This is a genomic window from Nocardioides dongkuii (genome assembly GCF_014127485.1).
In the GTDB taxonomy this organism is placed as follows: Bacteria; Actinomycetota; Actinomycetes; order Propionibacteriales; family Nocardioidaceae; genus Nocardioides; species Nocardioides dongkuii.
Window position 1 is genome coordinate 2360851 of record NZ_CP059903.1, and the last position, 26922, is coordinate 2387772.

28 protein-coding genes are annotated in these 26922 nt (G+C 71.9%); 12 read left to right on the forward strand and 16 right to left on the reverse strand.

The genetic code is table 11. From position 1 onward, the window contains the following. Positions 1-78 precede the first annotated feature (78 nt). The 3 genes from H4O22_RS11380 to H4O22_RS11390 all read right to left on the reverse strand — a co-directional run bounded on the left by H4O22_RS11380 (position 79) and on the right by H4O22_RS11390 (position 3516). Positions 79-384, reverse strand: a complete 306-nt coding sequence (locus H4O22_RS11380) for a GIY-YIG nuclease family protein (protein WP_182523525.1) — start codon at positions 382-384, stop codon at positions 79-81. A 385-nt stretch (positions 385-769) separates the two neighbouring features. Further along, the gene (locus H4O22_RS11385; protein WP_182523526.1) at positions 770-1870 is read right to left on the reverse strand and encodes an NAD(P)H-dependent flavin oxidoreductase; all 1101 of its coding nucleotides are present in this window, start codon (positions 1868-1870) and stop codon (positions 770-772) included. Further along, positions 1870-3516 (reverse strand): acyl-CoA synthetase, encoded by a 1647-nt coding sequence (locus tag H4O22_RS11390; RefSeq protein WP_182523527.1) that lies wholly within the window; start codon positions 3514-3516, stop codon positions 1870-1872. The genes H4O22_RS11385 and H4O22_RS11390 overlap by 1 nt, the downstream gene beginning before the upstream one ends. A 45-nt stretch (positions 3517-3561) precedes the next feature. Here H4O22_RS11390 and H4O22_RS11395 point away from each other — a divergent pair, with 45 nt between their 5' ends. Continuing rightward, positions 3562-4359, forward strand: coding sequence for a crotonase/enoyl-CoA hydratase family protein (locus H4O22_RS11395; protein WP_182523528.1), 798 nt, complete (start codon positions 3562-3564; stop codon positions 4357-4359). On the opposite strand, the gene H4O22_RS11400 is transcribed toward H4O22_RS11395, so the two are convergent. Genes H4O22_RS11400 through H4O22_RS11410 form a run of 3 tightly spaced genes read right to left on the reverse strand, consistent with a single transcriptional unit; the run spans position 4346 to position 6763 of the window. Beyond that, the gene (locus tag H4O22_RS11400; protein ID WP_182523529.1) at positions 4346-4918 is read right to left on the reverse strand and encodes a cytochrome b/b6 domain-containing protein; all 573 of its coding nucleotides are present in this window, start codon (positions 4916-4918) and stop codon (positions 4346-4348) included. The two genes, H4O22_RS11395 and H4O22_RS11400, sit on opposite strands and share 14 nt — an antisense overlap. 28 nt (positions 4919-4946) lie before the next feature. Further along, a complete protein-coding gene (locus tag H4O22_RS11405) occupies positions 4947-6197 on the reverse strand; it encodes a hypothetical protein (protein ID WP_182523530.1) in 1251 nt (416 codons plus the stop codon). A 14-nt stretch (positions 6198-6211) separates the two neighbouring features. Beyond that, positions 6212-6763 (reverse strand): TetR/AcrR family transcriptional regulator, encoded by a 552-nt coding sequence (locus H4O22_RS11410; RefSeq protein WP_220451145.1) that lies wholly within the window; start codon positions 6761-6763, stop codon positions 6212-6214. Positions 6764-6815: 52 nt separating this feature from the next. Between H4O22_RS11410 and H4O22_RS11415 the strand changes: the two genes are divergently transcribed. Continuing rightward, positions 6816-7700, forward strand: a complete 885-nt coding sequence (locus H4O22_RS11415; RefSeq protein WP_182523532.1) for an aldo/keto reductase — start codon at positions 6816-6818, stop codon at positions 7698-7700. Between the two features lie 24 nt (positions 7701-7724). Here H4O22_RS11415 and H4O22_RS11420 read toward each other — a convergent pair whose 3' ends face one another. From H4O22_RS11420 to H4O22_RS11440, 5 genes are all read right to left on the reverse strand, one after another. Continuing rightward, positions 7725-8174, reverse strand: a complete 450-nt coding sequence (locus H4O22_RS11420; RefSeq protein ID WP_182523533.1) for a DUF3592 domain-containing protein — start codon at positions 8172-8174, stop codon at positions 7725-7727. Positions 8175-8234: 60 nt separating this feature from the next. After that, complete coding sequence (locus H4O22_RS11425) at positions 8235-8456, reverse strand: CarD family transcriptional regulator (RefSeq protein ID WP_182523534.1); 222 nt, start codon at positions 8454-8456, stop codon at positions 8235-8237. A 40-nt stretch (positions 8457-8496) separates the two neighbouring features. Then, positions 8497-10089 carry a fatty-acid--CoA ligase FadD8 gene (gene fadD8 / locus H4O22_RS11430; protein WP_182523535.1) on the reverse strand — a complete coding sequence of 531 codons (1593 nt, stop codon included), beginning with the start codon at positions 10087-10089 and terminating at the stop codon, positions 8497-8499. A 71-nt stretch (positions 10090-10160) separates the two neighbouring features. Continuing rightward, on the reverse strand, positions 10161-10430 hold the full coding sequence (locus H4O22_RS11435; RefSeq protein WP_182523536.1) for an amphi-Trp domain-containing protein: 270 nt from the start codon (positions 10428-10430) through the stop codon (positions 10161-10163). Between the two features lie 75 nt (positions 10431-10505). Further along, a complete protein-coding gene (locus H4O22_RS11440) occupies positions 10506-11549 on the reverse strand; it encodes an LLM class F420-dependent oxidoreductase (protein ID WP_182523537.1) in 1044 nt (347 codons plus the stop codon). 58 nt (positions 11550-11607) lie between these two features. Between H4O22_RS11440 and H4O22_RS11445 the strand changes: the two genes are divergently transcribed. The 4 genes from H4O22_RS11445 (at position 11608) to map (ending at position 15683) form a co-directional block, all read left to right on the forward strand. Then, a complete protein-coding gene (locus H4O22_RS11445; RefSeq protein WP_182523538.1) occupies positions 11608-12573 on the forward strand; it encodes a Zn-ribbon domain-containing OB-fold protein in 966 nt (321 codons plus the stop codon). 11 nt (positions 12574-12584) lie between these two features. Next, positions 12585-13637 carry a thiolase domain-containing protein gene (locus H4O22_RS11450; protein ID WP_182523539.1) on the forward strand — a complete coding sequence of 351 codons (1053 nt, stop codon included), beginning with the start codon at positions 12585-12587 and terminating at the stop codon, positions 13635-13637. Continuing rightward, the gene (locus H4O22_RS11455) at positions 13637-14800 is read left to right on the forward strand and encodes a thiolase domain-containing protein (protein WP_182523540.1); all 1164 of its coding nucleotides are present in this window, start codon (positions 13637-13639) and stop codon (positions 14798-14800) included. Before H4O22_RS11450 ends, H4O22_RS11455 begins: the two co-directional genes overlap by 1 nt. Before the next feature lie 109 nt (positions 14801-14909). Further along, entirely contained in the window at positions 14910-15683 is a 774-nt protein-coding gene (gene map / locus H4O22_RS11460; protein ID WP_182523541.1) for a type I methionyl aminopeptidase, read from the forward strand. 15 nt (positions 15684-15698) lie between these two features. Here the strand turns inward: map and H4O22_RS11465 are convergent, their stop codons facing one another. Beyond that, complete coding sequence (locus H4O22_RS11465; protein WP_182523542.1) at positions 15699-16940, reverse strand: cytochrome P450; 1242 nt, start codon at positions 16938-16940, stop codon at positions 15699-15701. Between the two features lie 25 nt (positions 16941-16965). Next, a complete protein-coding gene (locus H4O22_RS11470; RefSeq protein WP_244962933.1) occupies positions 16966-18213 on the reverse strand; it encodes a cytochrome P450 in 1248 nt (415 codons plus the stop codon). A 145-nt stretch (positions 18214-18358) separates the two neighbouring features. Here H4O22_RS11470 and H4O22_RS11475 point away from each other — a divergent pair, with 145 nt between their 5' ends. Beyond that, on the forward strand, positions 18359-19522 hold the full coding sequence (locus tag H4O22_RS11475; RefSeq protein WP_182523543.1) for a steroid 3-ketoacyl-CoA thiolase: 1164 nt from the start codon (positions 18359-18361) through the stop codon (positions 19520-19522). Positions 19523-19696: 174 nt separating this feature from the next. Further along, the gene (locus H4O22_RS11480) at positions 19697-20641 is read left to right on the forward strand and encodes a type IV toxin-antitoxin system AbiEi family antitoxin domain-containing protein (protein WP_182523544.1); all 945 of its coding nucleotides are present in this window, start codon (positions 19697-19699) and stop codon (positions 20639-20641) included. Positions 20642-20729: 88 nt separating this feature from the next. Here H4O22_RS11480 and H4O22_RS11485 read toward each other — a convergent pair whose 3' ends face one another. Next, positions 20730-21611 (reverse strand): SDR family oxidoreductase, encoded by an 882-nt coding sequence (locus H4O22_RS11485; protein ID WP_182523545.1) that lies wholly within the window; start codon positions 21609-21611, stop codon positions 20730-20732. Next, positions 21611-22357 carry an SDR family oxidoreductase gene (locus tag H4O22_RS11490; protein ID WP_182523546.1) on the reverse strand — a complete coding sequence of 249 codons (747 nt, stop codon included), beginning with the start codon at positions 22355-22357 and terminating at the stop codon, positions 21611-21613. The genes H4O22_RS11485 and H4O22_RS11490 overlap by 1 nt, the downstream gene beginning before the upstream one ends. Positions 22358-22395: 38 nt before the next feature. Here H4O22_RS11490 and H4O22_RS11495 point away from each other — a divergent pair, with 38 nt between their 5' ends. The 4 genes from H4O22_RS11495 to H4O22_RS11510 are packed head-to-tail and all read left to right on the forward strand — an operon-like array spanning position 22396 to position 25887. Next, positions 22396-23151, forward strand: coding sequence for an enoyl-CoA hydratase family protein (locus H4O22_RS11495; RefSeq protein ID WP_182523547.1), 756 nt, complete (start codon positions 22396-22398; stop codon positions 23149-23151). Then, positions 23148-24035 carry a CoA transferase subunit A gene (locus H4O22_RS11500; RefSeq protein ID WP_182523548.1) on the forward strand — a complete coding sequence of 296 codons (888 nt, stop codon included), beginning with the start codon at positions 23148-23150 and terminating at the stop codon, positions 24033-24035. Before H4O22_RS11495 ends, H4O22_RS11500 begins: the two co-directional genes overlap by 4 nt. Further along, the gene (locus H4O22_RS11505; RefSeq protein WP_182523549.1) at positions 24032-24823 is read left to right on the forward strand and encodes a CoA-transferase subunit beta; all 792 of its coding nucleotides are present in this window, start codon (positions 24032-24034) and stop codon (positions 24821-24823) included. The genes H4O22_RS11500 and H4O22_RS11505 overlap by 4 nt, the downstream gene beginning before the upstream one ends. After that, the gene (locus H4O22_RS11510; protein WP_182523550.1) at positions 24820-25887 is read left to right on the forward strand and encodes an NAD(P)H-dependent flavin oxidoreductase; all 1068 of its coding nucleotides are present in this window, start codon (positions 24820-24822) and stop codon (positions 25885-25887) included. The genes H4O22_RS11505 and H4O22_RS11510 overlap by 4 nt, the downstream gene beginning before the upstream one ends. Here the strand turns inward: H4O22_RS11510 and H4O22_RS11515 are convergent. Next, on the reverse strand, positions 25880-26887 hold the full coding sequence (locus H4O22_RS11515) for a GNAT family N-acetyltransferase (protein WP_182523551.1): 1008 nt from the start codon (positions 26885-26887) through the stop codon (positions 25880-25882). The genes H4O22_RS11510 and H4O22_RS11515 overlap by 8 nt on opposite strands. Positions 26888-26922: the final 35 nt, after the last annotated feature.

Consider the following 26922-nt stretch of genomic DNA (forward strand, 5'->3'; position numbering starts at 1 on the left):
CCGATCCCCGCCGGTGGTTGAGCAGCGAAGGCGCCCCGCGCCTGAGCGTGTCGAAACCCCCGCACCCGACCGCCGACGTCACCCCGAGCCCGGATCGCCACGCCAACGACCCCGAGCGAGCGCCGGCAGACCGTCGTACCTGCCCTCGATCAGCGCCCGACGCTTCGCCCGGCTCCATCCCTGCACCTGCTTCTCGTAGGCGAACGCGTCCTCGACCCGCGCGAACTCCGCGGCCCAGACGAGGCGGACCGGTCGGCGCCGACGGAGCGACGTGTACGCCGCACCGACGCCCGCGTCGTGCTCGCCCACCCGGCGCTCGAGATCGATCGTGCTACCCACGTAGTAGCTGCCATCGGCGCACTCGAGGATGTAGGTCCAAGCCATGAGCTACGTATTGCCCCCGCCCCGGCACCGGGACTCCGGGTCGTTCGCGTCCTGTGGAGGACGGCGATCCTGCTCAGCGCCCTGACTGGGCCTGCAGGGGTTTCGACACGCTCGTCGCTGGCGCTCCTCGCTGCTCAACCACCGGAGACCAGCGCTGGCGCTCCTCGCTGCTCAACCACCGGAGCCGATCCCCGCCGGTGGTTGAGCAGCGAAGGCGCCCCGGCGCCTGAGCGTGTCGAAACCCCCGCACCCGACCGCAGACCCCAGCCCCACGCCCGGTGACTCAGCGCCCTGCCTCGGCCTGCAGGGGTTTCGACACGCTCGTCGCTGGCGCTCCTCGCTGCTCAACCACCGGAGCCGATCCCCGCCGGTGGTCCAGCGGGGCTCAGATCGTGTTCAGGCGGGCGATCGTGTCCTCGTACTCGGCGATCATCTCGGCCATCACCTGGGCGACGGGCTTGACCGCGTCCATCCGGCCGACGATCTGGCCGATCGGCATCGAGATGACGTCGGGGTCGTTGGAGGCGACGATCCGGTTGTGCGCCTCGGCGACGAGCAGGTTCTGCAGCGGCATGGGGAGCGGCGACGGGGCGTCGTCCTCGGCCCAGGCCTCGACCCACTTGGTCTTGAGCAGGCGGGCCGGCTTGCCGGTGTAGATCCGGGTGCGCACGGTGTCCGAGGAGGTCGCGCGGGTGAACGCGGTCTCCCAGGCGCCGTGGTTGGCGGAGAGGTTGCGGTACTCGTCCGTGCCGAGCCAGATCGAGCCGGTCCACACGCCCTGCGAGCCGAGCGCCAGGGACGCCGCGATCTGCCGGCCGGAGCCGATGCCGCCGGCGCCGAGCACCGGGACGTCGGGCCCGACGGCGTCGACGATGTCGGGCTGCAGCACCATCGAGGCGATCTCGCCGGTGTGGCCGCCGGCCTCGTAGCCCTGGGCGATGATGATGTCGACGCCGTTGGCGACGTGGCTCATCGCGTGCTTCGCGGCGCCGGCGAGCGCGGCCACCTTGATGCCGTGCTCGTGGCACTTCTCGATCACGTCGACCGGCGGGGAGCCGAGCGCGTTGGCGATCAGCACCGGGCGGTGCTGCAGCGCGATGTCGAGGTGCGAGCGGGCCACGGAGTGCAGCCAGCCCAGCACGCCCTCACGGCCCTCGCCCTCCGGGAGCGGAGGTACGCCGAGCTTCTGCAGCGTCTGCTCGACGAACGAGATGTGCTCGTCGGGGATCATCGCCTTGAGGTCGATCGACTTGCCCTCGGTGGGGATCTTCATCGGCATCACGATGTCGACGCCGTACGGCTTGCCGTCGGTGTTCTCGTCGAGCCAGCTCAGGGTCTTCTCGAGCTCGTCGGTCTCGTTGAACCGCACGCAGCCGAGGACGCCGAGGCCGCCGGCGCGCGAGACCGCGGCCGCCACGTGCTCGGACGGGGTGAAGGCGAAGATCGGGTACTCGATCCCGAACTCCTCGCAGAGCGGAGTGCGCATCAGCTGTTCGCTCCCGTCACGGTGGCTCCGAGGAGCATCTCCTTGGCGCGTGGGTACTGCGCCTTGCCGGTCGCGTTGCGTGGCACCCGGTCGACGATCGTCATCGTCCGCGGCAGCTTGTAGCCGGAGAGGTGGGCGCGGAGGAAGTCGCGGAGGTCGCCGAGCTCGAGCGACTCGCCCTCTCGCAGCTCCACGACCGCCGCCACGGCCTGGCCGTAGTTCTCGTCGGGGATGCCGACCACCAGCACGTCGTACACGGCGGGGTGACGCTTGATCGCCATCTCCACCTCCTCGGGGTAGACCTTCTCCCCACCGGTGTTCACGCAGTTGGAGCCGCGGCCGAGCAGGGTCACCTTGGCGCCCTCCTCGACCCGCGCGTTGTCGCCGGGGACCGAGTAGCGCTCGCCGTCGATCTCGAGGAAGGTCGCCGCCGACTTGGCGGGGTCCTTGTAGTAGCCGATCGGGACCGAGCCGCCGCGACCGAGGCGGCCGACCTTGCCGACGCTCGTGGCCAGGTCGAGGATCCGGTTGTCGTCGTCGATGACCACGCTGTTCGGGCCCAGCGCGACCAGGGGACCGTCGCTGCTGATCTTGCCCTTCTCCTGCATGCCCATGCCCTGGAACCCGGTCTCCGAGGCGCCGATCCCGTCGCTGAACACGACGTTCGGGAACGCCGCCATCCAGCGCTCCTTGACCGGCGGGCTGAAGATCGCGGCGCTGCTGGAGACCGCGAACAGGCTGGACCCGTCGTACGGCGAGCCGGTGGCGGCCTGGCGCTCGAACTCCTCGATCAGCGGGCGGGCCATCGCGTCGCCGGTCATGAAGATCAGCTGCACCTTCTCGCGGTCGATGACCTGCCAGGTGCGGGCCGGGTCGAACTTCGGCTCCATGATCGTCAGGTGGCCGGCGAACAGGTGCATGAGCAGGCCGGCCTGCGCGCCGCCGTGCATCAGCGGGCTGAGCGGGAAGGTCACCATCCGGCCCGGCTGCTTGGCCTGCTCGGCCTGGTCGAACTCGGTGAGGACATTGCCGGTGTAGAAGTCGATGCCGCCGCCGAGGGTGCGCCAGAAGTCCTCGTGGCGCCACATCACGCCCTTCGGGAAGCCGGTGGTGCCGCCCGTGTAGATGATGTGCACGTCGTCGGCGCTGCGCGGGCCGAAGTCGCGCTCGGCGCTCTGGCCGGCGAGGGCGTCGTCCCACAGCACCCCGCCGTACGACGAGACGTCGCTCTGGTCGTCGGGGTCGATCACGTCCGGCATCACCACGACTGCGTCGAGCTTGTCGTGCTTGGGGTAGCAGGCGGCGACGAGCGGCGCGTACGTGCGCTCGTGGATCAGCGCGACCATGTCGGAGTTGTCGAAGAGGTAGTCGAGCTCGCCCTCGACGTAGCGGTAGTTGACGTTGATCGACACCGCGCGCACCTTGAGCACCGCGAGCAGCGCCACGACGTGCTCGATGCTGTTCTTGGCGTAGATCCCCACGTGCTGCCCCGGCTGCACCCCCCGGGCCTGCAGGTAGTGCGCGAGCCGGTTGGCGTCGACCTCCAGCTCCGCGAACGTCAGCGTCCGCTCCCCCACCTTCACAGCGAGATTCTCGGGGGCGGCGTCGACGGCATGTTCGACCAGATCAGCGATGTTCAGAGGCACGCCGCGACACTAGAACACGTTCTCATTCTTGGCTAGCATCCCGCCATGACCACCCCTGAAGCACCCCACTGCCTCGTCGAGCAGGTCGGCCACACGCTGGTCGTGACCATGAACCGCCCCGAGGCGCGCAACGCGCTCTCGGGCGAGATGCTCGCGATCATGGAGGAGGCCTGGGACCGGGTGAACTCCGACCCCGAGATCCGGGTCTGCATCCTCACCGGCGCGGGCGGCTACTTCTGTGCCGGCGCGGACCTCAAGTCGATGTCGAAGCGGGCGCCCTCCGAGAGCTTCGAGTCCGGCGAGTACGACCCGACGGTCATCAAGGGACTCCTCAAGGGTTTCCGCCTGACCAAGCCGCTCATCGCCGCGGTCGAGGGCCCCGCGATCGCGGGCGGCACCGAGATCCTCCAGGGCACCGACATCCGGGTGGCCGGCGAGTCGGCGAAGTTCGGCATCTCCGAGGCACGCTGGGGCCTCTACCCGATGGGCGGCTCGGCGGTGCGGCTGGTCCGCCAGATCCCGTACACGGTCGCCGCCGACCTGCTGCTGACCGGCCGGCACGTGAAGGCGCCCGAGGCCAAGGAGATCGGACTGATCGGCCACGTCGTGCCCGACGGCACCGCCCTCGCCAAGGCGCACGAGATCGCCGACGCGATCGCCGCCAACGGGCCGCTCGCCGTGCAGGCGATCCTGCGCACCATGCGCGACTCCGAGGGCATGCACGAGGACGACGCCTGGCGTGCCGACGCGAAGGTGGGGGCGGCGGTGTTCGCCTCCGCGGACGCGAAGGAGGGTCCGCGCGCCTTCGCCGAGAAGCGCAAGCCGCAGTTCACGGGGTCCTGACGCGGGCCCGGCCCCCGGGCAGCATCCGCCCGACCAGGCCGCGGCGCAGCACCACGGCGACGTGCACGGCGACGGTCGCGTAGAGCGCGACGTGGCCGGCCACGTGCAGCCACAGCAGGTCGTCGCCGCCCAGCACCAGCGCGACCCCGGTGGCCGGGACGAGGACGAGCAACCCCAGCAGGGTGCGCTCGGTCGCGGTCACCAGGCGCTTGTCGCGGTCGGTGAGCCGCTCGTCCCACGGCGGGAGCGGGGTCCGCGCACGCCACACGATCCGGGTGAGGGCGAGCGCCACCAGCGCCAGCCCGAGCACGACGTGCAGGTCGACGAGGTCGAGCGGACCGTCGAAGAGCCCCAGCCCGTCATCCTCGCCCCCGCGGCCCCGACCACGGCCCCGGCCGCTGTCTCCCCCGCGGCCGCGGCCGCGGCCCCGGCCCTGCCCGGAGTCGTCGGCGTCCATCGTGTAGCCGACGACGACCTGGGCCACGAGCAGCAGCACGGTCAGCCAGTGCAGCGACTTGGTGACCCCGCCGTAGCCGTACGGTCCGTTGAGGAGGGGCACGCCCGCACCGTACCGCCGGGCGCGCCGCTCAGACGGGAGTGATCGGGAGCGACCGGCGCGGCTCGAAGACGAACGCCGCCCCCGTGCTGAACCGGGTCACCGCGACCTCGCCGGCCTCCGGCGCCGGGTCCGCCCCCTCGACGACGCGCAGGGTCCAGTCGCGCTCCGACCCGGTCACCTCGACGTCGAGGCGCGGGTCCACGCCCCTCACCAGCGCCTCGAGCGGCGCGGTCGACCCCGGGCCGCACAGGGCGACCCAGGCGCCGTCGGCCTGCGCGTCGGAGTCGTCCGGATCGGTGTGCACGGTGAGGACGCCCTCGGCGACCGACGCCCCGACGTACGCCGCGGGGTTGAGGAGCGGGTGCAGCTCGAGGACCCGCAGCGCGCCCTCGGCGCCGCCCGGCAGGCCCAGCGCGCGGTGGATCCGCTCGGCGGCGATCCCGGCGATCCCGGTCAGCTGCTTGAGGCACACCTCGCGCAGCTGCTCCTGGTCGGCGGCGCGCTGCTCGACCGCGTGCACGAAGGAGAGGTTCAGCAGCTGCATCTGCAGGCACACCTCGTCGGCGATCCGGACCAGCGCCGAGCGCGAGAACGCCGCGAAGTCGAGGTCGGCGAGCAGCGGACCGGTGTAGTCGCCGGCGCCCTCGTCGGCCGGGTCGATGGGGTCGAGCTCGACGGTGGCGGCCCGGGTCGCGGCGACCACGTGGAAGGCGGGGAGCGGGGAGACCGGCGGGTGGGACTCGTCGATGTCGACGGTCCAGCGGCAGTGCGGCTTCCGGCCGGCGGGCACCCGCGGCGGCCGGTGCACCGGGCGCACCTGGGCGCGCGGGTTCGTGGCGACCGCCGTGGCGTCGAACGTCGGGTCCTCGATGTCGTGGCACATCGAGCGGACGAACTCCGGGCCCATCGGCTCGACGTCCATGAGCGCGCCGCAGTGGTCGAGGTGGAACTCGCCGTGCCAGGGGTCGTGGACGGTGTAGCGGAAGTCCATGAACTGCGGCGGGGCGCCGATGTCGAGCTGCAGGCCCTTGAAGATCGTGACCACGTCGCCGTGGTTCGGCACCGGCGGCTCGTAGCCGAGCGCCCGCTGCATCCGGCGGGTGTAGATCGGGCTCGCGCCCGCCCACTCCTCGATGGCGATCTGCGCCATCGCCTCGCGCCCGAACGCGGAGATGCACCACGCCATCCCGGACCGGTCGATGAGCTGCCCGATGAGGAGCAGCTCCGGCACGAGCACGGCGAGCTCGGCGCGGGACAGGTCGGCGTAGCGGCTGGTCATGGGCCGATCGTCGGTCACCCCGGGCCGGGTGTCAACAGTGTTGACAGCGCGTGTCCGTAGAGCGCGGCGACGGCGGCCGGGTCGGCTGCCAAGACCACCGGGTCCTCGAGGATGACCAGCGCCTCGAGCAGGCCCCCCACCTGGGCCGCGACCAGGTGCGCGCGCAGTTCGGCGTCCGGGCCGGTGAGCCGCGCGGCGAGCGGCCGGGCCAGGGTGGCCTCCATCGCGGCGACCAGGCGCTCGCGCACCGGGGCGCTGTCGGAGGCACGGATCATCGCGCGGTACGGCGTGCGCAGGACGCCGGCCATCCGGTCCTCCAGCACCAGCGCGACCAGCCGCTCGCCCATCCCCTCGAACGGGCCCTCGAGCGCCGGGGCGAACGGCCCGTCCACCTCGACGGTCTCCAGGAACAGCTGCTCCTTGGACCCGAAGTGCCGGATCACCAGCGACGGGTCGATCCCCGCGGCCGCGGCGACCCCGCGGACCGACGTGGCGGCGTACCCGGCGGCCATGAACTGCTGCCGCGCCGCGGCGGCGATCGCGTCCCTGGTCGGCCCCTCGGTCACGGCGCCCACCGTAGCGGGGCAGGACGGGCGCCGAATGGGTAACGGAGGACCCATGAGGACACGCACCCTGGGCAACGACACCGTCGGCCGGCACGAGGTGGGCGCCATCGGGCTCGGCCTGATGACGTTCGACCAGACCGGCACGCAGCCGCGCGAGCAGCTCGCCGACACCGTGCGCGCCGCGGTCGACGCGGGCGTCACGCTGTTCGACACCGCCGACGCCTACGGGCCGGGCGAGGAGAAGGGCGCGGGCGCGCAGGGCGAGAACGAGCGGCTGATCGCCTCGCTGCTCGACGAGCTCGGGGTCCGCGACCGGGTGCTGCTGGCCACGAAGGGCGGCCACGTGCGCACCGACGGCGGCGGCTGGGCGACCGACTCGACGCCGGCACACCTGCGGGCGGCGGTCGACGCCAGCCTGGAGCGGCTCGGGGTCGAGCAGATCGCGCTGTGGCAGCACCACCGGCCCGACCCGGACGTGCCGTACGACGAGGTGATCGGCACGCTCAAGGAGATCGCCGACTCCGGCAAGGTGCGGATGGTCGGGCTCTCGAACGCCGACCCGGACCAGATCCGGGCCGCGCACGCGGTCCTCGGCGAGAGCCTGGTCAGCGTGCAGAACCAGTTCTCCCCCGCGTTCCGCAGCAGCCGACCGGAGATCGACGTCTGCGAGGAGCTCGGGCTCGCGTTCCTGCCGTGGAGCCCGCTGGGCGGCCTCGGGTCGGCGAAGGACCTGGCCGAGAAGCACCCGGCGTACGCCGAGGTGGCCGACGCGCACGGCGTCAGCCCCCAGCAGGTCGCCCTGGCCTGGGAGCTCGCGCAGTCGCCGGTCGTGATCCCGATCCCCGGCGCGAAGCGGCCGCAGTCGATCCTCGACTCCGCCGCCGCGGCGGACCTCGAGCTCAGCGCCGAGGAGGTCGCGCGCCTCGACGCCGGGTGACGCCGGCGCTCCGGACCCCGGCCCTCAGCGGGTCGTCGTCGCCGTGACGGTGGTGGCGTGCGGGAGCACGGTTCGTCGGCGGGGCCGTCCCAGCCGCAGGACGCAACAGGCGGCAGCCGTCACCAGGCCCAGGACGACAGCGACCATCGGGGTCGCCCCGCGTGGCGTGAGCGTCGCAGTCCCCGGGTCGGAGGAGTCGTAGTAGACGACGACGGAGCCATCCCGCCGGTAGAGCGGCTCGTAGCCGCACCACTCCTGTCCGCGAGGAGACTGGAAACGGTAGGAGGTGCCACGGACCTTGTAGGTGACCGTGAGGTAGCACTGCTGTCCGTCCAGCCGGAACCCGAACCCTGCGACGTCGCCGACCGTCGAGGCGTCGGTGCTAGGCACCCGCAGGATGCCGACGACGCCGAATGCTGCGACGGCGAGGCTGAGGAGCAGCCACCGGAAGAACTCTGAGCGCAGGATCCTCACCGACCGGATGGTCGCACCGCACGGAACCGCTGCGCAGCGGTTTCCGCACGTCCGTGAGGACTAGAGCGTGGTCATCTTCGAGAACGGGCTCGGCACGCGGACCGTCTGGTTCCCGAAGTCGACGGTGACCGCGTGCGCCTCGAGGCCGACGACCCGGCCCACGCCGTACGCGTCGTGCGAGACGTGGTCGCCGATCGCGAACTCCTCGATCACCGGCTCGGGGTCCGGCTTGAACGGGCTGCTGGCGAGGTGACGACGCTTCGGGGCAGATGAGGTTGTCATTGACACCAGTATGCGCCTTGGACGCTCCTGCGGCTAACTTTCAGCCGACCGAGCGGTCGCCGGTCCAGAAACGCGCCCGCAGCGCCTTCTTGTCCGGCTTGCCCAACCCGGTCAGCGGCAGGGCATCGACGGCGATCACCTGCTTCGGCGCCTGCACCGAGCCCTTGCGGTCCTTGACCATCGCCTGGATCTCCGCGACGACCCCCTCGGTGAGCTCCTCGCCCTCGCGCATCACGACGATCGCGGTGACCGCCTCGCCGAACTTCTCGTGCGGCGTCCCGATCACCCCGACCTGCGCGACCGCCGGGTGCTCGGCGACGACGTCCTCGACCTCGCGCGGGAAGACGTTGAAGCCACCGGTGACGATCATGTCCTTGGTGCGGTCCACGATGTACCAGAACCCGTCCTCGTCCTCCCGGGCCACGTCGCCGGTGTGCATCCACCCGTCCCGGAAGGTCTCGGCGGTGGCCTCCGGCAGGTTCCAGTAGCCGCCCGCGAGCAGCGGCCCGGCCACGCAGATCTCCCCCGGCTCGCCGACCGGCACCGGGTTGCCCTCCTCGTCGAGCAGCGCCGTGCGCAGGAACGCCGAGGGCCGCCCGCAGGAGGCCAGCCGACGGTCGTCGCCGGTGACGTGGTCCTGCTTGGCAAGGTAGGTGATGACCATCGGCGCCTCGGACTGGCCGTAGTACTGGGCGAAGATCGGCCCGAACCGGTCGATGGCCTCCTTGAGCCGCACCGGGTTGATGGCCGAGGCGCCGTAGTAGACCGTCTCGAGCGAGGACAGGTCGCGGGTGTGCGAGTCGGGGTGGTCCATCAGCGCGTAGAGCATCGAGGGCACCAGCATGGTCGCCGTGATCTTCTGCTCCTCGATCGTGCGGAGCACCTCGGCCGGGTCGAACTTCGCGAGCACGTAGAGGCAGCCGCCCTTGAGCACGATCGGCACGAAGAACGCCGCGCCGGCGTGCGAGAGCGGGGTGCACATCAGGAAGCGCGGCGACTCCGGCCACTCCCACTCCCCCATCTGCACCTGGGTCATCGTGGACATCGCGCGGGTGGTGCCGATGACGCCCTTCGGCTTGCCGGTAGTGCCGCCGGTGTAGGTGATCGAGACGACGTGGTCGGGGTCGAGGGTCACCGCCTCGAGCGGCCGCGGGTCGTACGCCGCGGCGGCGGCGTTCAGGTCGTGCCCGACGTGGCTGAGCTCGTCGGGGACGGGGCCGATCGTGAGCACCTTCTCCAGCTTCGGGCACCGCTCGAGCAGGCCGAGCGCCCGCTCCACGAACATCGGCACCGGGTCGATGGTGAGCGTGGTGATCTCGGCGTCGTTGATGACGTAGGCGTGGTCCTCGAGCGAGCCCAGCGGGTGCAGCGACGTGCGCCGGTAGCCCTGGGTCTGGCCGGCGCCGATGATGAACAGGACCTCGGGCCGGTTGAGCGCCAGCAGCGCCCCGGCGGTGCCGCGCCCGGCCCCCAGCGACTCGAACGCCTGGATGTACTGGCTGACCCGCGCGGCCGTCTCGCCGCCGGTCAGCGTCGTCTCCCCCAGGTGCATCACGGGCTTGTCGCGGTGCCGCTTGAGCGCGGCCGCCATCAGGTGGCCGTTGTGGGTCCCGACACGCATCTCGTCCGTCATGGAACGGACACTAGAACGTGTTCCAGTTGTGCGCCAGGGTTGCGGAAGGGTTGCGGAAGGGTTGCGGAGGGTCAGACGACCTCGCGCTCGTCGCCCTCGTCGGCTTCCTCGGCGTCGGCCTCGTCGACGGACCAGGTCAGCTGGAACTCGATCTCCTCCTCGCCGTCCTCGCGCTCGTGCTCGATGGAGAACTCCGCGCGGGCCGGCACCCGGACGCGCTCGCCTGCGATCTGGATGCGGAAGGACGTGCCCTGCTCGAGCGCGTCGGCCAGCCGACGCAGCTTGGCGACGACCTCCTCGGTCGCGTAGATCTTCTCGACGTCCCGGTCCTGCTTGGCCATGCCGACTCCTTCGTCCTCACGGACGCCGCCGTCGGCGCCCGGCGCCCACCGTAGGGGACGCCGCGGACATCCAGGTCAGGCCAGCAGCTCCGCGACCCGGCGTACGTCCTCGGGCGAGCGGAAGCTGAGCATCAGCGTGGTCACGCCGGTCTCCTCCCAGGCCGCCACCTTCTCCCGCACCTCGCCCTCGGTGCCCACGATGTGCATGTCGTCGACGAGCTCGTCGGGGACCAGCGCCGCGGCGCGGTCCTTCTCGCCGCCGAGGTAGAGCCGCTGCACCTCGGCCGCGAGGTCGGCGTAGCCCATCCGCACGAAGACCTGGTTGTGGAAGTTGGCCTCCTGGGCGCCCATCCCGCCCATGTAGAGCGCGACCACCGGCTTCATGCCGTCGAGGACCTGCTGCTTCTCCTCGGCGCCGGAGACGATCTGGAGGTGGCAGGTGGCCGCGATCTCGAAGTCCTCCCGGGTACGCCGGGCGCCGGGGCGCGCGAAGCCCTCGTCGAGCCACGGCCGGTACATGCCCGCCGACTTCGGCGTGTAGAAGATCGGGATCCAGCCGTCGGCGATCTCGGCGGTCTGCGCGACGTTCTTGGGCCCCTCGGCGCCCAGCCAGACCGGGATGTCGGCACGCAGCGGGTGCACGATCGACTTCAGCGGCTTGCCCAGGCCGACGGCGCCCGGCCCGGCGTACGGCATCGGGTGGTGCGGCCCGTCGTTGGTGACCGGCGCCTCGCGGGCGAGCACCTGGCGGATGACGTCGACGACCTCCCGAGTGCGGGCCAGCGGCTTGGCGAACGGCTGGCCGTACCAGCCCTCCACGACCTGGGGCCCGCTCACGCCCATCCCGAGGATCACCCGGCCCCCGCTGAGGTGATCGAGCGTGAGCGCGTGCATCGCGATCGAGGTCGGCGTGCGGCCGGACATCTGCACGATCGAGGTGCCGAGCCGGATCCGGGAGGTCTCCCGCCCCCACCACGCCAGCGGGGTGAACGCGTCGGACCCCCAGGCCTCCGCCGTGAACACCGCGTCGAAGCCCGCGTCCTCGGCGGCGGCGACCAGCTCGCCGACGCCGTGGGGCGGCTGGGCGCCCCAATATCCGAGCTGCAGTCCAAGTTTCATGCCGACATCCCTTCGGAGACCCTTGTCACAACATAGAACGTGTTCTACTTTCAGGTCCATGTCTCGCACCCTCAGCGCGCCGGTGACGGTCGCCTTCGACTACACCCGCTCGACCGGACCCGTCCTCGGGCGGTTCCTGACCGGCCTGCGCGACGGGGTCGTGGTCGGCGGTCGCACCTCCGAGGGCCGGGTCGTCGTCCCGCCGCCGGAGTTCGACCCGGTCACCCACCAGCAGGTCACCGACTTCGTGGAGGTGGCCTCGACCGGGACCGTCACGTCCTGGACCTGGGTGCCCGAGCCGGTCGCGGGACAGCCCTTCGACCGCCCGTTCGCGTTCGCGCTGGTCACCCTCGAGGGTGCCGACGCGCCCCTCCTGCACGCGCTCGACGTCGCCTCCCCCGACCAGGTCAGCACCGGCATGCAGGTGCGGGTGCGCTGGGCCGAGGAGCGGGTCGGCGCGATCACCGACATCGTGTGCTTCGAGCCCGTCGCGGAGCTCGACGACGCCGACGCCGGCGCCGCGGCGTCCCAGCCGGGGACCGACCCGGTCACCAAGGTGATCACGCCGGTCGCGCTCGACTACCTCTACGCCGCGTCGCCGGAGGAGTCGGCGTTCTACCGCGGCCTCGCGGAGGGCCGGATCCTCGGCCAGCGCTGCCCCGCGTGCGGCAAGGTCTACGTCCCCCCGCGGAGCGCGTGCCCGGTCGACGGCGTCGCCACCACCGAGGAGGTCGAGCTCTCCGAGACCGGCACGGTCACGACGTTCTGCATCGTCAACGTGCCGTTCCTCGGCCAGCGGATCAAGCCGCCGTACGTCTCGGCGTACGTGCTCCTCGACGGCGCCGACATCGCCGTCCTGCACCTGATCCTCGACATCCCCGCCGACGAGGTCCGGATGGGCATGCGGGTCAAGGCGGTCTGGAAGCCCCGCGACGAGTGGGGCACGACGATCGAGAACATCAGCCACTTCAGTCCCACCGGAGACCCGGACGCGGACTACGACACCTACAAGCACCACCTCTGAGGGGCCGGCACATGCGTGAGGTTGCGGTCGTCGGGTTCGCCCAGCGACAGATGAAGGAGTTCGACGGGTCGCCCACCTGCGTGGAGCTGCTCGTACCGCTCTTCGAGGAGTGCTACGAGCAGACCGGCTGGACCCGCAGGGACGTCGGGTTCTGGTGCTCGGGGTCCTCGGACTACCTGGCCGGCCGGTCGTTCTCGTTCGTGCAGGCGGTCGACGCGATCGGCGTCATCCCGCCGGTCAACGAGTCGCACGTCGAGATGGACCTGGCCTGGGCGATGTACGAGGCCTGGCTGAAGATCCAGACCGGCGAGGTCGACACCGCGGTCGTCTACGCGTTCGGCAAGAGCTCGGCGGGCGTGCTGCGCCGTACCCTCGCGCTGCAGCTGGAGCCGTACACGATGACGCCGCTGTGGCCCGACACCGTCAGCCTCGCCGGGCTCCAGGCCCGCGCCGGCATCGACGCGGGTCTCTGGGACGAGCGCGCCATGGCGGAGGTCGCCAACCGCTCGCTGACCGACGCCGAGAAGAACGAGTACGCCGTGCGCAAGGGCGGCTCGTCGGTCGAGGAGCTGCTCGCCCGGCCCGTGTACGCCGACCCGCTGCGCAAGCACGACTGCGCGCCCGTGACCGACGGCGCCGCGGCGCTGGTGCTCGCCGCCGGCGACCGCGCGCGGGAGGTGCAGGACCGGCCCGCCTGGATCGACGGGATCTCCCACTACGTGGACCCGATGAGCATGGGCACCCGCGACCTGACCCGGTCGCCCTCGGCCGCCCGCGCGGCGCAGGCCGTCGGCGTCGCGGGGGTCGAGGTCGCCGAGCTGCACGCGCCGTTCAGCCACCAGGAGCTGGTGCTGCGCCGCGAGCTCGGCCTGGCCGACGACGTCGTGGTCAACCCCTCCGGGGGCGCCCTGACCAGCAACCCGATGTTCTCCGCGGGTGGCATCCGGATCGGTGAGGCCGCGCGCCGGATCTGGTCCGGCGAGGCATCCCGGACCCTCGGGCACGCGACCAGCGGACCCGCCCTGCAGCAGAACCTCGTGTGCACGTTGGAAGGACGCAGCTGATGGCCAAGCAGCCCGCCGCCGTGGTCGGCATCGGCCAGACCCACCACCGGGCCAAGCGCGAGGACGTCTCGATGGCGGGCCTGTGCCGCGAGGCCATCGACCGCGCGCTCGAGGACGCCGGGATGACGCTCGACGACATCGACGCGATCGTCGTCGGCAAGGCGCCCGACCTGTTCGAGGGCGTGATGATGCCCGAGCTGTTCCTCGCCGAGTCGCTCGGCGCGGCCGGGAAGCCGCTGCTCCGGGTGCACACCGCCGGCTCGGTCGGCGGCTCGACCGCGATCGTCGCCGCCTCGCTCGTGCAGGCGGGCGTGCACCGCCGGGTGCTCACCGTCGCCTACGAGAAGCAGTCGGAGTCCAACGCGATGTGGGCGCTGTCGGTGCCGGTGCCGTTCAACATGCCGGTCCACGCCGGCGCGGGCGGCTACTTCGCCCCGCACGTGCGCTCCTACATCCGCCGCTCCGGCGCGCCGACCCACATCGGCGCGATCGTGGCCGCCAAGGACCGCACCAACGCGCTGAAGAACCCCTATGCGCACCTCCACAACGAGGGCACCACCGTCGAGACGGTGCTCGCCTCGCAGATGCTCTGGGACCCGATCCGGTACGACGAGACCTGCCCGTCCTCCGACGGCGCCTGCGCGCTGGTGATCGTCGACGAGGACACCGCCCAGGCCTCGCCGAACCCCGCCTGGATCCACGGCACCGTGATGCGCTCCGAGGCCACCTCGGCGGCCGAGCGCGACCAGGTGAACCCGCAGGCCGGCCGGGACGCCGCCGCCGCGCTGTGGAAGCAGGCCGGCATCACTAACCCGCTGGAGGAGATCGACGCCGCCGAGATCTACGTGCCGTTCTCCTGGTTCGAGCCGATGTGGCTGGAGAACCTCGGCTTCGCCGGTGAGGGCGAGGGCTGGAAGCTCACCGAGTCCGGCGGCACCGCGATGGACGGCGTGCTGCCGGTCAACTGCTCCGGCGGCGTGCTCTCGTCCAACCCGATCGGCGCCTCCGGGATGCTCCGCTTCGGGGAGGCCGCGCTCCAGGTGCGCGGCGCGGCCGGCGAGCACCAGGTCGACGGCGTACGGCGGGCCCTCGGGCACGCGTACGGCGGCGGCTCCCAGTTCTTCGCGATGTGGGTGGTCGGCGCGGAGCGGCCGACCAGCTGACCCGCACGCGAGGTCCGGGCGTCCGCCCGGCGCGAACGGGAGGGCGCGCCGGGCGGACGGTCCCGTCGACGGTTCTGCCCGGTGACCACCGGACGCCTAGGATCGGCCCGTGATCGAGCTCCGGACCCCCGCCCAGATCGAGCAGATGCGCCCCGCCGGGCGCTTCGTCGCCGACGTGATCACCCGACTCGCGGAGGTCGCGGACGTCGGGGTGAACCTGCTCGAGCTCGACGCGGTCGCCCACGAGATGATCCGAGAGCGCGGGGCGGAGTCCTGCTACATCGACTACCACCCGTCGTTCGGCGCCTCGCCGTTCGGGAAGGTGCTGTGCACGTCGGTGAACGACGCCGTGCTGCACGGGCTCCCCCACGACTACGTCCTGCGCGACGGCGACCTGCTCAGCGTGGACTTCGCCGCCGCCGTGGACGGGTGGGTCTCCGACTCCGCGCTCAGCCTCGTGGTCGGCACGCCGCGCGAGGAGGACCTGGCGCTCATCGAGACGACCGGCCGCGCACTCGAGGCCGGGATCGACGCGGCCCGGGTCGGCAACCGCCTCGGCGACATCTCCGCGGCGATCGCGGAGGTCGCCCGGGGGGCGGGCCTGCGGATCAACACGCAGTTCGGTGGCCACGGGGTCGGTCGCACGATGCACGGCGACCCGCACATCCCGAACGACGGCCGCGCCGGGCGTGGCTACAAGCTCCAGGCCGGGCTGGTCATCGCGATCGAGCCGTGGTTCCTGCACACCACCGACGAGATCTACACCGATGCGGACGGCTGGACGCTGCGCAGCGCCGACGGCTCCCGCGGCGCGCACATGGAGCACACTGTGGCGATCACCCCGGACGGTCCGCTGGTGCTGACCGCCCGGGGCGCTTCCTGAGCCTGGTCGACGGGCTCAGGCGTACCGGACCTGCAGGTCCTTGATGCCGTTGATCCAGGAGTGCCGCAGCCGCACCGGCGCCGCGAGCTTGCTGATGTCCGGCGCGTGGTCGGCCAGCGCGTCGAAGATCAGCCGGATCTCCTGGCGGGCGAGGTTGGCGCCCACGCAGTAGTGCGCCCCGTGGCCGCCGAACCCGAGCTGCGGGTTGGGGTCGCGGGTGATGTCGAAGCGGAACGGGTCCTCGAAGACGTCCTCGTCGAAGTTCGCGCTCGCGTAGAACATCGCGGCGCGCTGCCCCTTGCGGATGGTCACGCCGTCGATCTCGACGTCCTCGAGCGCGGTGCGCTGGAAGACCGTCACCGGCGTGCCCCACCGGACGACCTCGTCGATCATCGTCGCGGGCCGCTCGGCCTTCCACAGCTCCCACTGCTCGGGGTTGTCGAGGAAGGCGTCCATCCCGTGCGTGATCGCGTTGCGGGTGGTCTCGTTGCCGGCAACGGTCAGCAGGATGACGAAGTAGCCGAACTCGTCGTCGGTCAGGCCGCGCTCGCCCTTGTGGGCGTTGATCAGCTTGGTGATCAGGTCCTCGCGCGGGTTGACCTGCCGGTCCGCGGCCAGCCCCATCGCGTAGCCGAGGATCTCGGCGGCCGCCACGTCCGGGTCGCCGGCGTAGTCCGGGTCGTCGGCGGCGAGCATCTGGTTGGACCAGTCGAAGAGCTTGCGCCGGTCCTCCTGGGGCACGCCGATCAGGTCGGCGATCGCCTGCAGCGGGAGCTCGGCGGCCACCTCCTCGACGAAGTTCCCGGTGCCGCGCGCGACGGCGTCCTGGACGATCTTGGCGGCGCGCTCGCGCATCACGTCCTCGAGCTCGTTGATCGAGCGCGGGGTGAAGCCGCGGGAGATGATCTGGCGGGTCGCGGTGTGCTCCGGGGCGTCCTGGTTGAGCAGGATCACCCGCTGCATCTCGACCTGCTCGCGCGGCATCCCCTCGGAGAACCGGACGATCGCGCCGTTCTCGGCGTTCGACCAGGCCTTGCTGTTCTTGGAGATCGCCGAGACGTCGGCGTGCCGGGTCACGGCGAAGTAGCCGGTGCCGGACTCCTCCGACATCCCGTCGTAGGTGCCGGGGGCCTGCTCGATCCAGCAGATCGGCGCCTGCTGGCGCAGCAGGCGGAACTGGTCGTGCGGGAGCGCCGACTCGTTCAGGAACGGGTCGGTGAAGTCGAACCCCTCGGGGAGGACGTCGGTGGCGGTCACTGCTGGTTCCTTTCTGGGGTGCGGGTCACCGGTAGGCGACCCGGAGCTCCTTGACGCCGTTGAGCCAGCCGCTGCGCAGCCGGCTGGGCTCCCCGAGCGGCCGGATGTCGGGCGCGAGGTCGGCGATGGCGTCGAAGATCAGCCCCACCTCGAGCCGGGCGAGGTTGGCACCGATGCAGTAGTGCGCACCGTGCCCGCCGAAGGCCTGGTGCGGGTTGGGGTCGCGCAGGATGTCGAAGCGGAACGGGTCCTCGAAGACGTCCTCGTCGAAGTTGGCGCTGGCGTAGAGCAGGCCCACCCGGTCGCCCGCGGCGACGTCGACGCCGCCGACGTTCACGTCGTTGATCGCGGTGCGCTGGAAGACCGTCACGGGCGTCGCCCAGCGGATGATCTCGTCCACCGCGGTGGCCGGGCGCTGGTCGCGGTAGAGCTGCCACTGCGCGGGGTCGTGCATGAAGGCGTGCATGCCCCAGGTGATCGCGTTCCGGGTGGTCTCGTTGCCGGCCACCGCGAGCAGGATCAGGAAGAAGCCGAACTCGTCGTCGCTGAGGCCCTGGCCGTCGACGTCCGCGGTCACCAGGCGGGTGATGATGTCGTCGGCGGGGTTCTTGCGGCGCTCGTCGGCCAGCGCCATCGAGTAGGCGAGGATCTCCATGAAGGCGACCTGCTGGTCACCCTCCACCTCCGGGTCGTCGTACGCCATCATCTGGTTCGACCACTCGAAGAGCTTGCCGCGGTCCTCCTGCGGCACGCCGAGCAGGTCGGCGATCGCCTGCAGCGGCAGCTCGGCGGCGACCTGCTCGACGAAGTTGCCCTCGCCGCTGGCGAGCGCCTCCTCGACGATCGCGCGGGCCCGGACCTTCAGCCCGTCGTGCAGCGCACCGATGGCCCGCGGCGTGAACGCGCGGGAGACGATCTGGCGCAGCTTGGTGTGCTCGGGCGCGTCGTGGTTGATGAGCAGGAAGCCGGTCTGCTCGCGCTCCTCCTTGGTCATCTCCGGGGCGAACCGGATGATCACGCCGTTCTGGCGCGTGGAGAAGTTGGCGTTGTCCTTGGACACCGCGGCGACGTCGGCGTGCCGGCTGAGCGCCCAGTAGCCGGCGTGGTCCGGGAAGCCGCCGCGGGCCGAGGCGGGCTGCTCGACCCAGGACACCGGCGCGGTACGACGCAGCGCGAGCAGCTCGTCGTGCGGCATCCCCTCCCGCATCACGTCGGGGTCGGTCGGGTCGAACCCGATCGGCAGCTCAGGCGGAGCGGAGGCGGTCGTGGACACCAAGGACACCCTTCAGTTCTGGAACACGTTCTAGTGTGCTCGAGATTACATACTCTCGGTAGGTTCCGGAAGCGGTCGGCTCGGATCCGTCGCCGGATTTCGGCGCCCGCTTGTGACGAACGAGAACGTGTTCTACTTTTGCCTCATGGGTATCCCTGTCATCGTCGACGCCGTCCGCACCCCCCTCGGCAAGCGGAGGGGCCACCTCGCGGGCATCCACCCGGCCGTCCTGCTCGGGTTCGCCCAGTCGCAGGTGCTCGAGCGCGCCGGCCTCGACTCGGCGTACGTCGACCAGGCGGTCGGCGGCTGCGTCACGCAGGCCGGCGAGCAGTCCAACGACATGATCCGCCGGGCCTGGCTGCACGCCGGCCTGGCCCAGCGCACCGGCGCCACCGCCGTCGACGCGCAGTGCGGCTCCGGGCAGCAGTCGGCGCACCTCGTGCACGACATGATCGCGGCCGGCTCCATCGACGTGGGCGTGGCCTGCGGCGTCGAGTCGATGTCGCGGATCCCGCTGGGCGGCAACGTCCCGGCCGGCCTCGGCGACCCGCGGCCCGACGACTGGGACATCGACATGCCCAACCAGTTCGAGGCGGCCGACCGGATCGCGCGCAACCGCGGCCTGAGCCGGGCCGACCTGGAGGCGTTCGGCCTCGCGTCGCAGCAGAAGGCGCGCGTGGCCGTCGACGAGGGCCGGTTCAAGCGGGAGATCGCGCCGATCGAGGCCCCCGTGCTCGACGACGAGGGCAACCCCACCGGCGAGACCCGGCTCGTGGACACCGACCAGGGCCTGCGCGAGACCACCCTCGAGGGGCTGGCCGGCCTGCGCACCGTGCTCCCCGACGGCCTGCACACCGCCGGCACGTCGTCGCAGATCTCCGACGGCGCCTCCGCCGTCCTGATCATGGACTCGGACAAGGCCAAGGCCCTCGGCCTCCAGCCGCGCGCCCGGATCGTCACCCACTGCCTGGTCGGCTCCGACCCGTACTACCACCTCGACGGCCCGATCGACGCCACCCAGCGGCTGCTCGACCGCACCGGCATGGCGATCTCCGACTTCGACCTCTTCGAGGTCAACGAGGCCTTCGCCTCCGTCGTCCTCTCCTGGGCCGGCCAGCACCACGTCGACCTCGACAAGGTCAACGTCAACGGCGGCGCCATCGCGCTCGGCCACCCCGTCGGCTCCACCGGCACCCGCCTGATCACCACCGCCCTCCACGAGCTCGAGCGCCGCGACGCCTCCACCGCCCTGATCTCCATGTGTGCCGGTGGTGCCATGGCGACCGGCACGGTGCTCGAGCGGATCTGAGGCAGCCGGCCGGGGGACGATTCACCGGTCGACCGGTGAATCGTCCTCTTGACCGACGGAGTTTCGTCGGTCAAGAGGAAGGTTCCTCGGTCGAGTACGCCGAGCGAGCCCCGTTCTCCACAGGCGTCCGCGGCGGCGCTGGCGGATGCCGTCCCCGCATAGCAACCTCGACGGATGCTTGAGGAACTGGCGACAGACGACGGCGTACTGCTTCGACGCGACCTGCTTGCGGCGGGGCTCGACGACAGGTGGATCCTGCGTCAACGCCGACGAGGCGGCATCGTCCGCATCCGGCAGGGCGCGTACGCCCTCACGGAGCGCTGGACCGCGGCGTACGACGCCCGGCGCCACCTGATGCTGGTCTCGGCCGTCATGCGGCAGTACGGCGACGACGTGGCGGCGTCGCACGTGAGCGCCTGCCTGCTGGACGGCGCACCGAGCTGGGGGCTGCCCTTAGCGGACGTCCACGTCACCCACCTCGACGGCACGATCGAGAGGAACGGCGCGTCGGTGCGGCACCACCGCGGCGACTGCCGGGTCGGTGACATCGCCCGGCGAAACGGCCACTGGGTGACCGCGCCGGAGCGGACGGCCATGGACACGGCAAGCATCGTGGGCAGGGATCCCGCGGTCGCCGTGCTCGACTGGTACCTCCACCAGGGCCTGGTCACCCCGGAGGGCCTCGACCACCGGTTGCGCAGCGGGATGAAGAGCTGGCCGAACAGCCTGCACCTCTATCGAGTCATCCAGCTCGCCGACGGCCGGTCGGAGTCGGTCGGCGAGACACGGACGCGTCTGATGCTGCACGACCACGGGATCCCGGAGCCGGTCCTGCAGTACGTCGTCCGCGGCCCGGCCGGCGAGGTCGCGGGCCGGGTGGACTTCGCCTGGCCCGAGCTCGGCGTGATCCTCGAGTTCGACGGCGCGCAGAAGTACCTGGCCCTGCGCCGCCCCGGCGAGTCGGTCGAGGAGGCGGTGCTCCGGGAGAAGGCGCGCGAGGACCTGCTGCGCGAGCTGACGGGGTTCCGCGTCATCCGGATCACCTGGGCCGACCTGGAGCACCCCGAGCGGACTGTGGAGCGGATCCGCCGCGCGCTCGCCCTGGGTCGCGTCGCCTGACGTACTGGACCGACAGACCTTCCTCTTGACCGATGAAACTCTGTCGGTCAAGAGGACGATTCACCGGTCGACCGGTGAATCGTCTCCCTCAGGCGCCGTACACAGGCTCCGGCGAGGGCGCCTGAGCGAGCAGCTCGCGGAGGGCGGGACCGACCTGGTCGGCGGGCCAGCGGGAGCCGTGGTCGCGGGAGGGGCCGTGCGACCAGCCGTTCTCGACGGTGATGGTGCTGCCCTCGATCTCGATCACCCGGCCGGTGACGTCGCCGGCGTCGACGGAGGCGAGCCAGGCGACGATCGGCGAGTTGTCCTCGGGGAGCGCCATCGCGGAGGTGTCGAAGGCGCCCTCGGTCATCCGGGTGCGGGCGACGGGGGCGATCGCGTTGACGGTGACGCCGTACCGGCCCATCTCCTGCGCGGCGACGAGGGTCAGCCCGGCGATGCCGGCCTTGGCCGCGGAGTACGTCGCCTGCCCGACCGAGCCCTGGAGCCCGGCGCCGGAGGAGGTGTTGATGACCCGCGCCGCCCGGGTGCGGCCGGCCTTGGACTCCGCGCGCCAGTACGCGCCGGCGTGGCGCAGCGGCGCGAAGTGGCCCTTCAGGTGCACGCGGATGACGGCGTCCCACTCCTCCTCGGAGGTGTTGACCAGCATCCGGTCGCGCACGAAGCCGGCGTTGTTGACCAGGACGTCGAGCCCGCCGAAGGCGGACACGGCCTGCTCCACCATCGCGGCGGCCTGGGCGAAGTCGGCGACGTCGGCGGTGTTCACGACCGCCCGCCCGCCGGCCGCCTCGATCTCGGCGACCACGGACTCGGCGGGGGTCTCGCCGGTGTCCTCACCCGCGAGCGAGACGCCGTAGTCGTTGACGACCACCGCGGCGCCGTGCGCGGCGAGCTCGAGCGCGTGGGCGCGGCCGATCCCCCGGCCGGCTCCGGTCACGATCGCGACGCGTCCCTCGAGAAGCTTGCTCATCACAGTCCCTTCTGGACCAACAGGAAGGCGGGTGTCTCTCCCCCGCCGTGGCAGGCGACGGTCGCGCCCGAGACGTACGACGCCAGGTCGCTCGCCAGGAACGCCACGACGTTCCCGACCTCCTCCGGCCGCGCCATCCGGCGCAGCGGGATGGTCTGCTCGATCCGGGCCACCGAGGCGTCGTCGCCGTAGTGGTCGTCGGTCTGCTCGGTGCGGCACAGCCCGACGTCGACGGCGTTCACGCGCACCCGCGGGGCCCACTCCATCGCCAGCGACGTCGTGAGCGAGTCCAGGCCGGCCTTCGCCGCGCCGTACGCCGCGATGGTGGGCGCCGGGCGGTTGGCCGAGACCGAGGAGATGTTGACGATCGCGCCGCCGGTCTCCTGCCGCTGCATCACCGCGTTCGCGGCCTGCGCGCAGACCAGCGGGGCCAGCAGGTTGAGGCCGACGATCTTCTCGTGGAAGCGCGGGGACGCCGTCGCGGCGTCGGTCGCGGGCGCTCCCCCGGCGTTGTTGACCAGGATGTCGAGCCGGTCCAGCGAGCCGATGAGCTCCTGGACGGCGTCGGCGTCGCGCACGTCGCAGACGCGGTGCGTGGTCCCGGGCACCGGCTCGACCGCCGAGCGGGAGCAGGTCACGACGGTGGCGCCGGCGGCGAGCAGGGCCTGGGTGATCCCGAGGCCGATGCCCCGGGTGCCCCCGGTCACGAGAGCGGTGCGACCGGTCAGGTCCAGGGCGAGCGGCATGCGGCGAACCCTACCAAGCAAGTGTTAGGTTGGCACACATGGCGATCACTTCGGAGCTGCGCGACGACGGCATCCGCGTCGTCACCATGGCCCACCCACCGGTCAACGCACTGACCGTCCAGGGCTGGTACGACGTGGCGGCGGCGCTCGACGAGGCCGGCCGCGACATGGACACCCACGTGGTGGTGCTGCGTGCCGAGGGACGCGGCTTCAACGCGGGCGTGGACATCAAGGAGATGCAGCACACCAGCGGCTTCGACGCGCTCATCGGCGCCAACAAGGGCTGCTTCGCGGCCTTCAAGGCCGTCTACGAGTGCCCGGTGCCGGTCGTGGCGGCGGTCAACGGGTTCTGCCTCGGCGGCGGGGTCGGGCTGGTCGGCAACGCCGACTGCGTGATCGCCAGCGACGACGCCTACTTCGGCGTCCCCGAGGTCAACCAGGGCGCCCTGGGCGCGGCGACCCACATGGCCCGGCTGGTCCCCCAGCACCTGATGCGCACCCTCTACTTCACGGCCCGCACCATCAAGGCCAGCGAGCTGGTGCAGCACGGCAGTGTCCTCGAGGTCGTGCCGCGCGCCGAGCTCGACGACGCGGCCCTCAAGGTCGCCGGCGAGATCGCCGCCAAGGACACCCGGGTGATCCGCGCCGCCAAGGAGGCGCTCAACGGGATCGACCCGATCGACGTCAACAAGAGCTACCGCTTCGAGCAGGGGTTCACCTTCGAGCTGAACCTCGCCGGCGTCAGCGACGAGCTGCGTGATGACTTCGCAGGAACGGAGAAGAGCAAGCGATGAGAGGCCCGCGCGACAAGCGCATGAGCATCGAGCAGGTCGTCGACCAGCTCGAGGACGGCATGACCATCGGCATCGGCGGCTGGGGCCCGCGGCGCAAGCCGATGGCGCTGGTCCGCGCGATCCTGCGCAGCGACCTGCGCGACCTGACGATCGTGAGCTGGGGCGGCGCCGACGTCGGCCTGCTCGTCCGCGCCGGCAAGGTGCGCAAGCTCGTCTACGCCTTCGTCTCCCTCGACTCCGTGCCGCTGGAGCCGAACTTCCAGCGCGCCCGCCAGCAGGGCACCATCCCCGAGGTCGTCGAGCTCGACGAGGGGATGTTCCAGACCGGGCTGCGCGCCGCGGCCCAGCGGCTGCCGTTCCTGCCGATGCGGGCCGGGCTCGGCTCCGACGTGCTGGTGAACAACCCGTGGATCAAGACCGTCACCAGCCCGTACGACGAGGGCCACGGCCACGAGGAGCTGGTCGCGGTCCCCGCGCTGCGCCTCGACGTCGCGCTGGTCCACCTCAACCGCGCCGACCAGCACGGCAACGCGACGTACCTCGGCCCGGACCCGTACTTCGACGACCTCTTCGCGATGGCCGCCGACCGCACGTTCCTCTCCGTCGAGCAGGTCGTCGACACCGCCGGCCTGACCGTGGACACCCCGGTGCAGCGGCTGCTGCTGAGCCGGATGCTGGTCGACGGCGTCGTGGAGACCCCGAACGGCGCGCACTTCACCACCTGCACGCCCGACTACGAGCGCGACGAGCGCTTCCAGAGGACGTACGCCGCCGCGGCGTCCGGCACCGACGAGGAGTGGGCCGCCTTCGAGCAGCGCTTCCTCTCCGGCGACGAGGCCGCCTACCAGGCGGCCGTGCGCGAGCTCCAGGAGGAGAAGGGATGACCGCCCCCGAGACGACCAGCACCCGAGCCGACATCTGCGCGGCGGCCATCGCCGACGCGTTCCGCGACGACGGCGAGATCTTCGCCAGCCCGATGGGCCTGCTGCCGATGCTCGGCGTCCGGCTGGCCAAGCTCACCAGCAACCCCGACCTGGTCATCTCCGACGGCGAGTCGCTGTTCCTCGCCGGGGTGCCGCCGCTGTTCGCGAAGGCCGACGTGGTCGAGGGCTGGATCCCGTTCCCGAAGGTCTTCGACGTGGTCGCCCACGGCAAGCGCCACGTGATGATGGGCGCCACCCAGGTCGACCGCGACGGCAACCAGAACATCTCGGCCATCGGCGACTTCGACCGCCCCAAGCGCCAGCTGCTCGGCTCCCGCGGCGCGCCGGGCAACACCGTCAACAACCGGACGTCGTACTGGGTGCCCAAGCACTCCACCCGCGTCTTCGTCGAGCACGTCGACATCGTCTCCGGCGTCGGCCCGCGCCGCGCCCGCGAGGCCGGCCCCGCGGCCGCGCGGTTCAACGACATCCACCGGATCGTCACCAACCTCGCCGTGCTCGACGTCGGCGGCCCCGACGACACGGTGCGGCTGCTCAGCGTGCACCCGGGCGTCACCGTCGACGAGGTCCGCGAGGCGACCGGGTTCGCGCTCGACGTGCCGGCCGACGTGCCGACCACGCGCGAGCCCACGACCGAGGAGCAGGTGTTGATCCGGGAGGTGCTGGACCCCAAGGGCCTGCGCTTCAAGGAGGTCCCCCAGGCGACCGCCCAGGAGAAGACGTCGTGATCGAGCAGCTGCTCCGCACCCCCCTCACCGAGCTCGTCGGTGTCCGCCACCCGGTCGTGCAGACCGGGATGGGCTGGGTCGCCGGCCCGCGCCTGGTGAGCGGTACGGCGAACGCCGGCGGCCTCGGCATCCTGGCCAGCGCCACGATGACCATCGAGGAGCTCGAGAAGGCGATCGTCGAGGTCAAGGGCCGCACCGACCAGCCGTTCGGGGTCAACCTGCGCGCCGACGCCGGCGACGCCAAGGCCCGCTGCGCCCTGCTGATCGAGCACGGCGTCAAGGTCGCGTCCTTCGCCCTGGCCCCGAAGCCGGAGCTGATCGCCACGCTGAAGGAGCACGACATCGTCGTGATCCCGAGCGTGGGACTGCCCAAGCACGCCAAGAAGGTCGCCTCCTGGGGCGCCGACGCGGTGATGATCCAGGGCGGCGAGGGCGGCGGCCACACCGGCTCCACGCCGACGACGCTGCTGCTCCCCTCGGTGCTCGACGCGGTCGACATCCCGGTGATCGCCGCGGGCGGGTTCTTCGACGGCCGCGGCCTCGCCGCCGCCCTGTCGTACGGCGCGGCCGGCATCGGCATGGGCACCCGCTTCCTGCTTACCCGCGACTCCGCGGTGCCCGACGCGGTCAAGGAGCTCTACCTCTCCTACGGCCTCGACGGCACCGTGGTCACCGCGAAGGTCGACGGCATGCCGCACCGGATGCTGCGCACCCGGCTGGTGCAGGAGCTCGAGGAGACCAGCGCGGTCAAGCGGCTCGGCCCGACGGTCCGCCGCACGCTGGAGTTCAAGCGCTCGAGCGGGATGTCCTGGGTCGACCTCGCCAAGGACGGCCGGGAGATGAAGAAGAGCCAGGGCCGCTCGCTGGGCCAGATGGCGCTCGCCGCCAACACCCCGACGATGCTGAAGTCCGGGCTCGTCGACGGCGACACCGACGCCGGCGTGCTCGCGTCCGGCCAGGTCGTGGGCGTGCTCGACGACCTGCCCAGCTGCGAGGAGCTGATCGACCGGGTGGTCACCCGGGCGGCCGAGGAGCTGCGGCGCGGGGCGTCGTACCTCAGCTGACCGGTCCCTGGAAGACCAGCACCCGGCCCAGCACCCGGTAGCCCAGCAGCTCGTTGACCGCGATCATCGGGCCGTTGGACTCGGAGTTCCAGGTGTCGATCGTCGCGACCTGCGGCTGGGTCTCGGCGAGCCAGCGCAGCATCTCGAGCTTGAGCAGCAGGCCGAGGCGGTGGCCGCGGTGCGCGGCGACCACCGAGGTGTCGTGCTGCTCGGCCAGGGTCGGCCGCTCCCCGTCGACCGTGACGACCGTCTGGCCGGCCAGCTCCCCCGACGCTCGGTGCCGGGCGACGACCCGGTGGAGGCGGTGCCCGCGCTGCAGCTGCGCCTCCTCGTAGGCGCGGACCCGCTCCGGCGGGAAGACCTCGTCCTCGAGGTCGAGGTCGTCGGTGGGCGCGTCGTTGATGGCGGCGGTCATCACCGCGAGCGCGGGCAGCTCCTCGTCGCTGCTGCGGCCGGGCATCCGGACCAGCTCGTACGCCGTCGCGTGCGGCAGCGCCCCGGCGTACGCCGTGTCGAGGGCGTCCCGGTCGAGCTCGGCGAGGTGCTGGCGCCGGTTCACGTCGACCGCCCGCTGCGCGAGCCCGTGCCGGGCGGCGAAGGCGACCGCGGCCGCGGACTCCCAGCCGTCGGTGCCGAGCGACGTGCGCCCCTCCGCGCGGGCGCGCTCGCGGAGGCCGGCGAGCACCGCGCTGCCGAGACCGCGCCGCCGGAGGTCGGGGTGCACGCGCACGTCGGTCCAGGCCAGGTGCCGGTTGTCGTACTCGCTGGTGCCGTACGACGCCACCGCGACCGGCCGTCCCGCGACCCGGCCGACGTACCCGACCGACGGCTCGCCGTCCCACCCGTGCCGCAGCTGCCCGACCGCCTGGTGCTCGGTGAGCGGGTGCTGCCACGGCGAGTCCACGAGGCGGACGGCGCGGTGCACCTCGACGTACTCGCGGACCGCGCCGGCGTCGTCGGGAGCGACCACGTCCAGCCGCAGGTCGGTGACGGTCTCCATCGGTCGAGCATGCGCCGGGCACCCCCGGGCCGCAC

Coding starts and splice junctions, on each gene's coding strand:
- H4O22_RS11380 (WP_182523525.1), bottom strand. CDS start 384: ATGGCTTGGACCTACATCCTCGAGTGCGCCGATGGCAGCTACTACGTG.
- H4O22_RS11385 (WP_182523526.1), bottom strand. CDS start 1,870: ATGCGCACTCCGCTCTGCGAGGAGTTCGGGATCGAGTACCCGATCTTC.
- H4O22_RS11395 (WP_182523528.1), top strand. CDS start 3,562: ATGACCACCCCTGAAGCACCCCACTGCCTCGTCGAGCAGGTCGGCCAC.
- H4O22_RS11405 (WP_182523530.1), bottom strand. CDS start 6,197: ATGACCAGCCGCTACGCCGACCTGTCCCGCGCCGAGCTCGCCGTGCTC.
- H4O22_RS11415 (WP_182523532.1), top strand. CDS start 6,816: ATGAGGACACGCACCCTGGGCAACGACACCGTCGGCCGGCACGAGGTG.
- H4O22_RS11425 (WP_182523534.1), bottom strand. CDS start 8,456: ATGACAACCTCATCTGCCCCGAAGCGTCGTCACCTCGCCAGCAGCCCG.
- fadD8 (WP_182523535.1), bottom strand. CDS start 10,089: ATGACGGACGAGATGCGTGTCGGGACCCACAACGGCCACCTGATGGCG.
- H4O22_RS11435 (WP_182523536.1), bottom strand. CDS start 10,430: ATGGCCAAGCAGGACCGGGACGTCGAGAAGATCTACGCGACCGAGGAG.
- H4O22_RS11440 (WP_182523537.1), bottom strand. CDS start 11,549: ATGAAACTTGGACTGCAGCTCGGATATTGGGGCGCCCAGCCGCCCCAC.
- H4O22_RS11445 (WP_182523538.1), top strand. CDS start 11,608: ATGTCTCGCACCCTCAGCGCGCCGGTGACGGTCGCCTTCGACTACACC.
- H4O22_RS11450 (WP_182523539.1), top strand. CDS start 12,585: ATGCGTGAGGTTGCGGTCGTCGGGTTCGCCCAGCGACAGATGAAGGAG.
- H4O22_RS11455 (WP_182523540.1), top strand. CDS start 13,637: ATGGCCAAGCAGCCCGCCGCCGTGGTCGGCATCGGCCAGACCCACCAC.
- H4O22_RS11475 (WP_182523543.1), top strand. CDS start 18,359: ATGGGTATCCCTGTCATCGTCGACGCCGTCCGCACCCCCCTCGGCAAG.
- H4O22_RS11480 (WP_182523544.1), top strand. CDS start 19,697: ATGCTTGAGGAACTGGCGACAGACGACGGCGTACTGCTTCGACGCGAC.
- H4O22_RS11485 (WP_182523545.1), bottom strand. CDS start 21,611: ATGAGCAAGCTTCTCGAGGGACGCGTCGCGATCGTGACCGGAGCCGGC.
- H4O22_RS11490 (WP_182523546.1), bottom strand. CDS start 22,357: ATGCCGCTCGCCCTGGACCTGACCGGTCGCACCGCTCTCGTGACCGGG.
- H4O22_RS11495 (WP_182523547.1), top strand. CDS start 22,396: ATGGCGATCACTTCGGAGCTGCGCGACGACGGCATCCGCGTCGTCACC.
- H4O22_RS11500 (WP_182523548.1), top strand. CDS start 23,148: ATGAGAGGCCCGCGCGACAAGCGCATGAGCATCGAGCAGGTCGTCGAC.
- H4O22_RS11505 (WP_182523549.1), top strand. CDS start 24,032: ATGACCGCCCCCGAGACGACCAGCACCCGAGCCGACATCTGCGCGGCG.
- H4O22_RS11515 (WP_182523551.1), bottom strand. CDS start 26,887: ATGGAGACCGTCACCGACCTGCGGCTGGACGTGGTCGCTCCCGACGAC.